Source organism: Rhodococcus sp. NBC_00294 (assembly GCF_036163995.1).
In the GTDB taxonomy this organism is placed as follows: domain Bacteria; phylum Actinomycetota; class Actinomycetes; order Mycobacteriales; family Mycobacteriaceae; genus Rhodococcoides.
In genome coordinates, this window is sequence record NZ_CP108043.1 from 925,947 (window position 1) to 939,097 (window position 13,151).

Below are 13,151 nucleotides of genomic sequence, written 5' to 3' on the forward strand. Positions count from 1 at the left end.
GGCACCGGTTAGCCTGAGCAGTATCATGACTTCTCCCTCAGCACACGGTGCCCCGCGTTCGGGTCTCGTCGCCACGTTGTCGCGGCCCGTGATCGTCGTTCTCGTGATCGCCCTCCCCCTGCTCCTGGCCGGCCTCTACGCGTCGTTCAGCGGGAACGACGTCGTTCCCCTGGCCTCGCAGAGCAGTTCCGAGACCACCACCTCGGCAGACGGTTCCGAGGCCACGGACGGCGGCACCCCCGCTGCGGGAGACCCGCTGGCGAAGACGCGCTCGGCTCTCACCCAGACGCAGTTGCCCCTGAGCCTGCTCAGCGGTGGACTCACTCAGCTGACCGACGCGGCGCCGCAGCTCACCGACGGAGTCACGCAGCTCTCCGACGGCCTCGGGCAGGCGCGCTCCGGGTCGCAGCAGCTCGCGGACGGCAACTCCCAGCTGGCAGGCGGACTCGTGCAGCTGCAGGGCGGAGTGGGCCAGCTCGGTGACGGCGCCGTGCAGATCAGCGGCGGCGTGAACCAGCTGACGACGCCCCTGCTGGCGCTCGGCGAGAAGCAGGCTCAGGTCACCTCGTCCATCGCGGACGTCGCGAACCGCATCGAGGTGCTGAACAACCCGATCACCACCGACGCGGCACGGCAGCTGCGTGAGCTCATCGACACGCTGAACGCGCAAGGCATCGGCCCCGACACCGTCTCCCAGATCAACCAGCTGCGCGACGGCGCCGCCCTGCTCGCGTTCCAGCTCGACGATCCGTCCAGTGAGTTCGTCACCGGCGTGAACACTGCCGTCGACGGCAGCGCGCTGCTCTCCACGGGCGCCGGCCAGCTGAACGACGGCATCATCCAGCTCGACGACGGCGGCAAGCAGCTCAAGGCGGGCACCGACCAGATCACGACCGGCATCGAGCCGATCGGCGGCGTCGTCAGCAGCCTGCAGACCAACGTGAAGACCGCGCAGACCTCGCTGCCCGCGGCCAACGCAGTAGCGGCGACCACGACCACCGACGAGAACGGTCAGACGCAGACCACCCTCGTCGTGCAGGGAAGCACCCCGTCGAACTACTACCTGCTCGCGGCACTGGTGGCCGTGGCCGCGGCTGCCGCCGTGAGCCTGATGCACCTGCTGACGCGTCGGGACCGCGTGGCGCGCATCGCACCCGTCCTCGGGGCCCTCGCGGTCACCGCAGCTGCGGGTATCTCCTACTGGTTCGTCGGCGACGGTCTCAGCTTCGGCTCGCTCCTCGGCGGCATCGTCTTCCTGTTCCTGGGTTCTGCGGCGTTCCTCGCCGCGGCGGGCGCCGTGCAGATGGCGTTCGGCCGTGCCGTCGGCCAGTCGATCAACCTGGTGCTGCTGCTCGTCCAGCTGGTCCTGGCAGGCGGAGCCCTGGTGGGGTCGCCCGACAGCTCCGTCTTCGGCAAGGCCGCGTCCTTCACGCCCGTCGGGTGGCTCGCCGCCGGACTCGAGCGCATCGCGGCGGACGCCATGGACTCGACCGGCTGGCTCGCCGTCCTCGTGATGGTCGCCCTGCTCGCGGTGTCCGGTCTCGTCTACTCGCTCGTCGCCCGGTCCGACCCGGAGGACGACCGCGCGGCCTACCGGGACGAACCGCGCCTCGCCTGACTCAGGCGGGCGTCAACGGGTGGATCGCCAGGGCGCCCAGCTTGGCGCCGTGGCGACCCATGACGTCGGCCATGTGCGGTGACGCCATGTGCCCGTCGAGGGCCGCCTGGTCCCGCCACACCTCGACGGTGACGATGGTGTCGGGCGCCGCGTTCGAGGTGTAGACGTCGTACTCCAGGCAGCCGTCCTCCTCGCGCGTGAGAACGGCGAACTGCCGCATCGCCTCCAGCACCTCGTCGAAGCCGTCCGTCACCGGAATGGTGGCCACCACGTGCAGATCACTCATCGTCGTTCTCGTCTCGCTCGTTCGTCATCGGTCCACCCGAACGTACGGCGAGGAGCGGCGGCGGGCGTCGGTTATCGCCCGACTGCCCCCTGACGACTCAGCCCTGGAACCCCTCGTCGTTCTCGAAGGCCGTGACGACGGCCGCCAGATCGTCGGCGCCGTGCCCCGCGACGCTCGCGTCCACGTACGCACTGCGCACGGCCTGCAGCAGGCGGGAGGTGCGCGGATCCACCGCATCGATCATCAGGTCGACGTCCTTGACCACGCCGTCGATCCCGAACGACGGGGTGAAGTCGCGCTCGATCATCGAGCGGCCCTTCATCTGTGTGTACGGCGCGTTGATCGGACCACCGTCGAGCGCCTCGAGGACGAGCGAGGGCTCCAGGCCCAGTTCCGACGCCATCGCGAGGGACTGCGCCGTGGCCGCCGTGAGCGTGGACACCATCGCGTTGCACGCCAGTTTGAGCGCACTCGCCCGGCCGGGTTCCGTCCCCGCGTTCACGATCTTCACCGTCATCGACTCGAGCACCGGGCGCACCGACTCGAGCGCCTCGGCGCGTCCGGAGGCCAGCGCCGTGAGCTTTCCCGACTCCGCCGGCTCCTTGGTCCCCAGCATCGGGCAGTCGAGAAAGGCGACCCCGTGGTGCTGCGCCAGATCGGCCAGCCGTCGGGCGCCGGCCGGACCGACGGTCGCGGACTGGACCCACACGGCGCCGTCCTTCACCGCTGACAGGAAGGTGGTGGCCGTGTCCGCGGTGGCCGACTCGTCGTAGAGCATCGTGACGATCACGTCGGCGTCGGCGACGCAGGCCGCCGGATCGTCCGCGAGGGTCGCCCCCTGGTCCTTCAGCGGCGCCGCGCGATCGGCGTTGCGGTTCCACACCGTCACCCCGTGGTCGTCGCGGAGCAAAGACCCCGCCATGCCCGCGCCCATCGTTCCGGTTCCCAGTACTGCCACCCGCATGTTCGTTCCCTCTCACCGGCTGGAGCGGATTCTTTTCCGACCCGCTCCGTGTGTTGCAATGCAGGGTGTTCCCCTCACGGAGCACCACCACACGCACTCTCGAACGGATCACGCATGACCAGCACCGACACGCCCGCCACCGAACGGGCGGGGCGTCGCGAGTGGTGGGGTCTCGCCGTCCTCGTCGTCCCCATCGTCCTCGTCTCGATGGACATGTCGGTCCTGTACCTCGCCCTGCCCTCGCTGACCGAGGACCTCCAGCCGAGCAGCTCGCAGCAGCTGTGGATCCTCGACATCTACAGCTTCATGCTCGCCGGCCTACTGGTCACGATGGGCTCGCTCGGCGACCGCATCGGCACCCGTCGGCTGCTCATGATCGGGTCGCTCGTCTTCGGCATCGCATCCGTCGCCGCCGCCTTCTCGCACACCCCGGAGGCCCTCATCGCCTCGCGGGTGCTTCTCGGGATCGGCGGCGCCACCCTCGCGCCGTCGACACTGTCGTTGCTGCGCAAGCTCTTCGTCGACCCCGTGCAGCGCGGTGTCGCCATCGGAATCTGGACGGCCGGATTCGCCGGCGGTGGCTCGTTCGGCCCGGTCATCGCGGGCGCGCTGCTCGAGTACTTCTGGTGGGGCTCGGTGTTCCTCATCAACATCCCGATCATGGTGGTCCTGCTGATCGCCGCGCCGGTGATGCTGCCCGAGGCGAAGAACCCGAACCCCGGCCGCTTCGACCTGCCCGCCGTCGGCGCCTCGATCGTCGCGATGCTCGGTATCGTCTACGCGCTCAAGCACGCCGCGCAGAACGGCCTCGACTGGCAGGTGGCCGCCGCGCTCGCGGTGGGGCTCCTCGTCGGCTGGTGGTTCGTGCGACGTCAACGCGCGAGCACGCACCCCGTCATCGAGTTCGACCTGTTCCGCACCCCGGCCTTCTCCGTCGCGGTGATCGTCATCCTCGTGTCGGTCTTCATCATCACGGGCTTCAATCTGATGCTGTCGCAATATCTTCAGCTCGTCATGGGGCTCGGCACCCTCGAGGCGGGACTGTGGTCGCTGATCCCGGCGATCGCGACGGCCACCGCCTCACTGACGGCCCCCCTGATCATGAAGCGCCGCCCGCCGGCCGTCATCCTCGTCGGCGCCATCTCCGTCATGTTCGTCGGTGCCGTCGTGATCGGTGCGGTGGCCCTCCCCTCGGACGTCGGGTCGGGCGCCACGCTCGCGATCCTGCTGTGCGGCATGGTGATCGCTGCGTTCGGTGTGGGTACCGGCACGACGTTCGGCTCGGATCGGGTGCTCGCCACCGCGGCACCGGAGAAGGCGGGCGCGGCCGGTGCCGTGTCGGAGACGGGCGCGGAACTCGGTGGGGCACTGGGCATCGCCGTGCTCGGCTCCATCAGCGTGGCCACGTACCGCCTGGTGCTGGGGCCCGCCGACACGTCCGGAGACGGCACGCTCGCCGGCACCCTGGCCGAAGCCGGCCGGATGTCACCCGACGTCGGGCCCGACCTCGCGTCCCGCGCCCGCGAGGCGTACGTGGACGGCATCGTCGCCGCGTCCGGGGCCACGCTCGTCACGCTGCTGATCGCCGGCAGCGCGGCCGCCGTCCTGTTCCGTCGAGCGCGCTGACGCACCGACTCCCGACACAGAACACCCCCTGCAGCAGGCTGCAGGGGGTGTTCTGTTCGTACCGGGTGTGTGGGCTCGCTACCGCTGGGGTGCCTGGGTGGGCACGATCGGCGCGGGCAGCGCCGTCTTTCCCATGAGGAACGAATCGACCGCGGACGCGCAGGAGCGGCCCTCGGCGATGGCCCACACGATGAGCGACTGACCGCGGCCCATGTCGCCGGCCACGAAGACACCGTCGACGTTGGTGTTCCACTTGTCGGTCCGCGACACGTTGCCGCGCTCGTTGAGATTCACTCCGAGATCGGTGAGCAGGCCCGGCTTCTCGGGCCCGGTGAAGCCCATCGCGAGGAACACGATGTCGGCCTCGAGGTGGAAGTCCGACCCCTCGACCTTGGCGAAGCGACCGTCCTTGAACTCGACCTCGTGCGCGTCGAGTCCGGTGACCATGCCGTTCTCGCCCGTGAAGCGCTCCGTGTTGACGGAGAAGACGCGCTCGCCACCCTCCTCGTGAGCCGAGGACACGCGGTAGACCAGCGGGTACGTCGGCCACGGGGTGGATCCGGCGCGCTCCTCCGGCGGGCGGGGCATGATCTCGAACTGGTGGACGCTGGCCGCGCCCTGACGGTGCGACGTGCCGAGGCAGTCCGCGCCGGTGTCGCCGCCGCCGATGATGACGACCTTCTTGCCCTTCGCCGTGATGGGCGGCTGGCCGTACTGGTCGACGACGTCGTCGCCGAGCTGAACACGGTTGGCCCAGGGCAGGAACTCCATCGCCTGATGGATGCCGCCGTACTCGCGGCCGGGGACCTCGAGGTCGCGGGCCTTGGTGGCACCGCCCGACAGGACGACCGAGTCGAACTCCTCTCGGAGCTCGTCCGCGGTGATGTCGACACCGACGTTGACACCGGTTCGGAAGATGGTGCCCTCGGCCTCCATCTGCGCCAACCGGCGATCGATGTGGCGCTTCTCCATCTTGAACTCGGGGATGCCGTAGCGCAGGAGTCCGCCGATGCGATCCGCTCGCTCGAACACGGTGACGGTGTGGCCGGCACGCGTGAGCTGCTGCGCTGCAGCGAGACCCGCGGGACCGGAACCGACGACGGCCACCTTCTTGCCGGTGAGGTACGTCGGGTAGACGGGCTGGACCCATCCCTCGTCGAAGGCGCGATCGATGATCTCGACCTCGACCTGCTTGATGGTCACCGGGTCCTGGTTGATGCCCAGGACGCACGACGCCTCACACGGAGCCGGGCACAGCCGGCCCGTGAACTCCGGGAAGTTGTTGGTGGCGTGCAACCGGTCGATGCTCTCGCGCCACCGGTCCTTGTACACCAGGTCGTTCCACTCGGGAATCAGATTCCCGAGCGGGCACCCGTTGTGGCAGAACGGAATGCCACAGTCCATGCACCGGCTGGCCTGGGTGCGGAGGGTGTCCGTGGAGAAGTCCTCGTACACCTCCTTCCAGTCCATCAGGCGCAGGTCGACGGGACGCCGCGACGGGAGCTCCCGCGACGTGTTCTTCAGAAATCCTTGTGGATCACCCACGAGCTGCCTCCATGATCGCCTCGTCCACGTCCGCGCCGTTCTTCTCGGCCTCGGAGATCGCGAGCAGTACCTTCTTGTAGTCGCGGGGCATCACCTTCACGAAGTGATTGACCTGCTGCGACCAGTCCGCGAGGATGCGCTCGGCGACCTCGGACCCGGTCTCGTCACGATGCCGCGTGATCGCATCCTTGAGCCACGCGAACTCGTCACCCTGGAGCTCCTCGATGTCGACGAGCTCGGTGTTCAGGTTGTCCTCGAACGTCGAGTTCGGGTCGAAGACGAACGCCACACCGCCGGACATGCCGGCACCGAAGTTGCGGCCGGTCTCGCCGAGAATGACGACCTTGCCACCGGTCATGTACTCGCACCCGTGGTCACCGACACCCTCGACCACCGCGACGGCGCCCGAGTTACGGACGGCGAACCGCTCACCGACGACACCGCGGATGAGCGCCTCACCCTCGGTGGCACCGAAGAGGATCACGTTGCCGGCGATGATGTTGTTCTCGGCGACGAAGCTCGAGTTGGCCTGGAGCGACGGGCGTACGACGATCCGCCCACCGGACAGACCCTTGCCGACGAAGTCGTTGGCGTCGCCCTGCAGTCGCAGCGTCATGCCCTTGGGCACGAACGCTCCGAAGCTGTTACCGGCCGATCCGGTGAAGGTGATGTCGATCGTGCCTTCCGGCAGACCGTCCTCGCCGTACGCCTTGGTGACCTCGTGGCCGAGCATCGTGCCCACGGTGCGGTTCACGTTGGTGATCCGCGTCGAGAACTCGACCTTCTCGCCCTTGTCCAGTGCCTCGCGGCTCTGCGCGATGAGTTGCTGGTCGAGAGCCTTGTCCAGTGCGTGGTCCTGCGTGCCGGTGCAGTAGAGATCCTGGTTCATGAACGCCGACTCCGCGACGTCCAGGATCGGCGACAGATCGAGCTTCGACGCCTTCCAGTGATCCTTCGCCGCGGTGGTGTCCAGCAGCGCGACCTGGCCGATGGCCTCGTCGAGCGTGCGGAAACCGAACTCCGCGAGGTACTCGCGGACCTCCTCGGCGATGTACAGGAAGAAGTTCTCGACGAACTCCGGCTGACCGGCGAACCGCTTGCGCAGCAGTGGGTTCTGCGTCGCCACGCCCACCGGGCAGGTGTCGAGGTGGCAGACGCGCATCATGATGCAGCCCGAGACCACCAGCGGCGCGGTGGCGAAGCCGAACTCCTCACCACCGAGCAGCGCGGCGACCATGACGTCGCGACCGGTCTTGAGCTGACCGTCGACCTGCACCACGATGCGATCGCGAAGACCGTTGAGCAGCAACGTCTGCTGGGTCTCGGCCAGGCCGAGCTCCCACGGTGCGCCGGCGTGCTTGACCGACGTCAACGGGGTGGCGCCCGTGCCGCCGTCGTGGCCCGAGATGAGCACCACGTCCGCGTGCGCCTTGGAGACACCGGCGGCGACCGTACCGACACCGACCTCGGAGACGAGCTTCACGTGGATGCGCGCCGACGGGTTGGCGTTCTTCAGGTCGTGGATCAGCTGAGCCAGATCCTCGATCGAGTAGATGTCGTGGTGCGGGGGCGGCGAGATGAGGCCGACACCCGGCGTCGAATGACGCACCTCGGCCACCCACGGGTACACCTTGTGCGCCGGAAGCTGGCCGCCCTCACCGGGCTTGGCGCCCTGCGCCATCTTGATCTGGATGTCGGTGCAGTTGGTCAGATAGTTCGACGTGACACCGAAACGACCCGACGCGACCTGCTTGATGGCCGAACGACGCCAGTCACCGTTCTCGTCGGGGAGGAAGCGTGCGGTGTCCTCGCCGCCCTCACCCGAGTTCGAGCGACCACCGAGGCGGTTCATCGCGATGGCCAGCGTCTCGTGCGCCTCGGCCGAGATGGAGCCGTAGCTCATCGCACCCGTGGAGAAACGCTTGACGATGTCGCGTGCCGACTCGACCTCGTCGATCGGGATCGGGGTGCGACCCTCGGTCTTGAAGCGAAACAGGCCGCGCAGCGACGCGAGCCGCTCGGACTGGTCGTCCACCATGCGGGTGTACTCCTTGAACACGGAGTACTGACCGGTGCGGGTCGCATGCTGAAGCTTGAACACCGTGTCCGGGTTGAACAGGTGGTACTCGCCCTCGCGGCGCCACTGGTACTCGCCGCCCGTCTCGAGCTCGCGGTGCGCGCGCTCGAACTTGTTGTCCAGGTATGCCACTCCGTGACGCACCGCGACGTCGGCCGCGATCTGGTCGAGGTCGATGCCGCCGAGCGGCGACTGCACGCCGTAGAAGTACTCGTCGACCAGGGCCTGCGACAGGCCGATGACCTGGAACAGCTGGGCGCCGGTGTACGAGGCGAGCGTCGAGATGCCCATCTTCGACATCACCTTCAGCACGCCCTTGCCGGCGGCCTTGATGTAGTTCTTGACGGCACTGTCGTAGTCGATGCCCTGCAGGGTGTCGCGATCGATCATGTCCTCGATCGACTCGAACGCCATGTAGGGGTTGACCGCTGCGGCACCGAAGCCGACGAGGGTGGCCATGTGGTGGACCTCGCGGGCGTCACCGGCCTCGACGATCAGCCCCACCTTGGTGCGGGTCTTCTCTCGGACGAGGTGGTGATGCACGGCCGAGGTCAGCAGCAGCGACGGGATCGGTGCCAGCCGCTCGCTCGACTCGCGGTCGGACAGGATGACGATGCGCGCGCCGCCGTCGATCGCCGCGGAGACCTGCGAACGAATGATCTCGAGCGAACGACGTAGTCCCTCACCGCCTTCGGCGACCGGGTAGAGGCCGCGGACCACCACGGAGCGCAGTCCGTCCTGGGTGCCGTCGTCGTTGATGTGGACCAGCTTGGCCAGCTCGTCGTTGTGCAGGATCGGGGACTTCAGCACGATCTGCCGGCATGCTTCGGCACTGGGCTGCAGGAGATCTCGCTCGGGACCGATGGTGCCGCCGAGGCTGGTGACCACCTCTTCCCGGATGGCGTCCAGGGGCGGATTCGTCACCTGGGCGAACAGCTGGGAGAAGTAGTCGAACAGCATGCGCGGGCGGTTCGAGAGCACGGCGACGGGCGTGTCGGTGCCCATGGACCCGATGGCCTCGGCGCCCGCCTTGGCCATGGGAGCGACCAGCATGGTCAGTTCCTCGGTGGTGTACCCGAAGATCTGCTGACGGATCAGCACGCGGTCGTGCGTCATGTGGACGTGCGGGCGCTCGGGCAGGTCGTCGATCTCGACGAGACCCTCGTCGAGCCACTCCTGGTAGGGGTGCTCGGCGGCGAGCTCGTCCTTGATCTCGTCGTCGCTGACGATGCGGCCCTGCGCGGTGTCCACCAGGAACATGCGACCGGGCTGCAGGCGGACCTTGCGCACGATCTTCGACGGCTCGATGTCGAGGACGCCGACCTCGGACGCCATGATGACCAGGCCGTCCTCGGTGACCCAGAGACGGCTCGGACGCAGGCCGTTGCGGTCGAGGACCGCGCCGATGACGGTGCCGTCGGTGAAGCACACCGACGCCGGTCCGTCCCACGGCTCCATCAGAGTCGAGTGGTACTGGTAGAACGCCCGGCGAGCCGGATCCATCTTGTCGTGGTGCTCCCACGCCTCGGGGATCATCATCAGCACGGCGTGCGGCAGGCTGCGACCGCCGAGGTGCAGGAACTCCAGCACCTCGTCGAAACGCGCGGTGTCCGACGCTCCGTGCGTGTTCACCGGGAAGATCTTCTCGAGCTTCTCCGGGCCACCGAAGACGTCCGACTCGATGAGGGCCTCGCGGGCACGCATCCAGTTCTCGTTGCCGGTGACGGTGTTGATCTCACCGTTGTGCGCGACACGGCGGAACGGGTGTGCCAGCGGCCACGAGGGGAACGTGTTGGTGGAGAAGCGCGAGTGCACCAGACCGAGGGCACTGACGACGCGCTCGTCCTGCAGATCGAGGTAGAAGCCTCGCAGCTGCGGCGTCGTGAGCATGCCCTTGTAGACGATGGTCGAGGGCGACAGCGACGGGAAGTACACGGACTCGCGTCCGGGACCGTCCTTGCCGGGGCCTTCGAGGCCGAGTTCGTGCTCGACGCGCTTGCGCACGACGAACGCGCGGCGCTCGAGATCGATGCCGGACAGTGCACGGTCGGGAGCGGCGACGAACAGCTGGCGGAACGTCGGCATGGCGTCGCGCGCCAGCGCGCCCAGGGAGGCGTCGTCCGTCTCGATGTCGCGCCAGCCGAGAACCTCGAGGCCCTCCTCGGTCACGACACGCTCGACACCGGCGACAGCCTCGGCGGACGCGGCGCGCGCCTGCGGGAGGAACGCGATACCGGTGGCATAGGAACCCTCGGGCGGCAGATCGAAGTCGACCACGGCGCGGTAGAACGCGTCCGGGACCTGGATCAGGATGCCGGCACCGTCACCCGTGTTGGGCTCGGCACCCGCAGCGCCGCGGTGTTCGAGATTGATCAGCGCCGTGATCGCCTTGTCGACGATGTCGCGGCTCCGTCGGCCGTGCATGTCGACCACGAACGCGACACCGCAGGAGTCGTGTTCGTTGGCGGGATCGTAGAGGCCGCGCGCTGATGGGTACCGGTGTCCGGGAAGCTGCATGTGTCTTGCCTAACTGACGAGTCGAGCCAAGATCCGCGAGAGCGCGGCCACGTCCGAGATTCGACGCGAGCCACCGCGGGGCGATGCGAGAGCGGGTTCACCGTTGAACACGCACTCCGATGGGGCTCCGGCCACTCTCGGACAACGATCCGTTCCGAGGTGGTGACCGAGTGTTTTCGGGCAGGGGCGATCCTTGTGGGTCGACCCCGCAGCTGAACGATAAGTCAGGAACCGGTCGAATTCACAAATCAGGGCATCCTCATTCGGGCCTGACCTGGTCGTTCCCCCGGCGGTGTGGGTGTGTGCGCGACGTTGCGCGGTACCTCGGCGTTCGTTCACGAGAATACTCCGGGAGCGCACGAGCTCGACGTCGGAGATCTCACACCGAGACGTACGTCCGATGAAAGACTACTGGCCGTAGCGATTTCTCGGCTACGGCCAGTGTGGTGGGCGAAGGGGGACTTGAACCCCCACGTCCCGAAGGACACTGGCACCTGAAGCCAGCGCGTCTGCCATTCCGCCACTCGCCCGAGCGACGGGACGAGATTAACACGACCCGTCACTCGGGCAGAAATCCATACCGTCGGTCCGGGTTTCCGGTCCCGAGGCGGGGCCGGGAACCGGTTCCGGGCGTATAGCATGGATCGGTAGTCGCACGACGGAAGGACACGCGAGGCCGCACGGCCTGCGCGGACGTCGGCGGCGTGGACGCCTCGGGGACGGTTCCAGCATCATGAGTCTCCGACGCACGGACGCAGTACCGATGTGAGACGCAGTACCGACGAAGACGGAGAAGGAGGGTGTCGTGGGAGTGGTTCAGCGATTCGAGAGAAAGCTGCAGAGTGCTGTCGGTGACGCCTTCGCTCGCGTCTTCGGTGGCGGTGTGGTGCCGCAGGAGGTCGAGGCGGCCCTCCAGCAGGAGGCCACCATGTCGGTCCGCACGCTGGACGGCGGACATCTGCTGGCACCCAACGCCTACGTCATCACCATCAGCCCGTCGGATCACGACAGGCTCGCGTCCGACCACGACCTCACCACTCGCGCCTTCTCACGCCATCTCCAGGACTTCATCACCGACCAGGGATGGCAGACGTACGGGCGCGTGGTGGTCCGCTTCGAACCGTCCACCACACTGCACACGGGACAGTTCCGCACGTCGGGAACAGTCGATCCCGACGCGTCACCCCAGCAGAGCGCTCCACCTCACCAGTCCACTGCACAAGACCGACCGTCGTCGACATCAGGAGCCGGCCCCATGACCCAGAACTCAGGGACTCAGAACCAGGGCGACGAGCCCGACCGCGACAACGATCGGCCCGCATCGGGCGTCGCCGCCCGTGCCCCCCGCAACGGCAGCGCGTACCCGTCCGAGGCGTACGACCCCGAGGCGTCGGGCCGCGTCGACCCGGCGGCGGAGAATCGGGTGCGCCCGCCCCGCGCGTACGGCGACTCCGAGCAGGACGCCCGCGGCTACGGCCGCCCGCCCGCCGGTCAGGAGCAGAGCGGATACGGACGCGCACCGTACGGACAGGGTCACGATCAGCAGGGCTACGGCCAGGCCGGGTACGACCAGCAGGGGTACGGCCAGGCCGGGTACGACCAGCAGGGTCACGAGCAGGGCGGCTACGACCAGGGTTACGGACGCCAGCCGCAGAACCGCGCCCCCTACGACTCGCGTGCCTACGGCCAGCAGCCTCCCGCTCAGCAGCCGTACGACCGCCAGGCCTACGGACAGCCGGCGGCGGATCCGCGCGGTCACGGCCGTCCTCAGTACGACCAGGGTGGACCCGATCCCCGCGCCTACGGCCAGCAGGGCTACGACCAGGGCGGGTACGACCAGCGCGGGTACGACCAGGGCGGCTATGACCAGCGCGGTTACGACCAGGGTGGTTACGACCAGCGCGGGTACGACCAGGGCGGGTACGACCAGCGCGGCTACGACCAGGGCGGCTACGACCGATCGGGCTACGACCAGCACGGTCAGGACCTGCACGGTCAGGACCGTCAGCAGGCGTACGGCGACTACGACCAGCGCGGTTACGCCGACGGTGGCCAGGCCGCACAGCCGCGGGCGTACGGCGCTGCGGCGGCGTACGACCAGCCGGCCACACAGGGCTACCAGCAGGTCGCGGACGGGGACGACTACGACCGCCCGGCCGCGTCTCGCGGGCTCGCCGCCACCCTGCAGCTCGAGGACGGCAGCGGCCGTCACTACCAGCTGCGCGAGGGCGGCAACGTCGTCGGTCGCGGCCAGGAGGCCCAGTTCCGGCTCCCCGACACCGGCGTCTCGCGTCGGCACTTCGAGATCCGCTGGGACGGCCGGGTGGCCATGCTGTCCGACCTGGGTTCCACCAACGGCACGACCGTGAACGGTGCACCGGTCCAGGACTGGCAGCTGGCCGACGGCGACATCGTCCGCGCCGGACATTCGGAGATCCTCGTCCGCATCGTCTGACACGACCGGACCGGCGACGGGTGCGACGGCCGACACCGGCCGTCGGCGCCTGCCCTTATGATG

Annotated in this window: 7 protein-coding genes and 1 tRNA gene; 3 read left to right on the plus strand and 5 right to left on the minus strand. The window is 68.4% G+C overall.

Annotated features, from left to right (window positions below; translation table 11 throughout):
- The first annotated feature begins 25 nt into the window (after window positions 1–25).
- Entirely contained in the window at window positions 26–1,618 is a 1,593-nt protein-coding gene (locus tag OHB23_RS04405) for a phage infection protein (RefSeq protein ID WP_328810965.1), read from the plus strand.
- Window position 1,619: 1 nt separating this feature from the next.
- Here OHB23_RS04405 and OHB23_RS04410 read toward each other — a convergent pair whose 3' ends face one another.
- Both OHB23_RS04410 and OHB23_RS04415 read right to left on the minus strand, forming a co-directional pair.
- A complete protein-coding gene (locus tag OHB23_RS04410; protein WP_027505918.1) occupies window positions 1,620–1,904 on the minus strand; it encodes a putative quinol monooxygenase in 285 nt (94 codons plus the stop codon).
- Window positions 1,905–2,001: 97 nt separating this feature from the next.
- Complete coding sequence (locus OHB23_RS04415; RefSeq protein WP_328810966.1) at window positions 2,002–2,868, minus strand: NAD(P)-dependent oxidoreductase; 867 nt, start codon at window positions 2,866–2,868, stop codon at window positions 2,002–2,004.
- Between the two features lie 114 nt (window positions 2,869–2,982).
- Between OHB23_RS04415 and OHB23_RS04420 the strand changes: the two genes are divergently transcribed.
- Complete coding sequence (locus OHB23_RS04420) at window positions 2,983–4,494, plus strand: MFS transporter (RefSeq protein ID WP_027505920.1); 1,512 nt, start codon at window positions 2,983–2,985, stop codon at window positions 4,492–4,494.
- Between the two features lie 78 nt (window positions 4,495–4,572).
- On the opposite strand, the gene OHB23_RS04425 is transcribed toward OHB23_RS04420, so the two are convergent.
- The 3 genes from OHB23_RS04425 to OHB23_RS04435 all read right to left on the minus strand — a co-directional run bounded on the left by OHB23_RS04425 (window position 4,573) and on the right by OHB23_RS04435 (window position 11,163).
- Entirely contained in the window at window positions 4,573–6,039 is a 1,467-nt protein-coding gene (locus OHB23_RS04425) for a glutamate synthase subunit beta (protein ID WP_027505921.1), read from the minus strand.
- A complete protein-coding gene (gene gltB, locus OHB23_RS04430) occupies window positions 6,032–10,633 on the minus strand; it encodes a glutamate synthase large subunit (protein ID WP_222632497.1) in 4,602 nt (1,533 codons plus the stop codon). Before gltB ends, OHB23_RS04425 begins: the two co-directional genes overlap by 8 nt.
- 444 nt (window positions 10,634–11,077) lie before the next feature.
- A tRNA-Leu gene (locus OHB23_RS04435) sits at window positions 11,078–11,163 on the minus strand.
- Window positions 11,164–11,438: 275 nt separating this feature from the next.
- Between OHB23_RS04435 and OHB23_RS04440 the strand changes: the two genes are divergently transcribed.
- Complete coding sequence (locus tag OHB23_RS04440; protein WP_328810967.1) at window positions 11,439–13,088, plus strand: FhaA domain-containing protein; 1,650 nt, start codon at window positions 11,439–11,441, stop codon at window positions 13,086–13,088.
- The last annotated feature ends 63 nt before the right edge of the window (window positions 13,089–13,151 follow it).

Coding starts and splice junctions, on each gene's coding strand:
- OHB23_RS04420 (WP_027505920.1), top strand. CDS start 2,983: ATGACCAGCACCGACACGCCCGCCACCGAACGGGCGGGGCGTCGCGAG.
- OHB23_RS04405 (WP_328810965.1), top strand. CDS start 26: ATGACTTCTCCCTCAGCACACGGTGCCCCGCGTTCGGGTCTCGTCGCC.
- OHB23_RS04415 (WP_328810966.1), bottom strand. CDS start 2,868: ATGCGGGTGGCAGTACTGGGAACCGGAACGATGGGCGCGGGCATGGCG.
- OHB23_RS04410 (WP_027505918.1), bottom strand. CDS start 1,904: ATGAGTGATCTGCACGTGGTGGCCACCATTCCGGTGACGGACGGCTTC.
- gltB (WP_222632497.1), bottom strand. CDS start 10,633: ATGCAGCTTCCCGGACACCGGTACCCATCAGCGCGCGGCCTCTACGAT.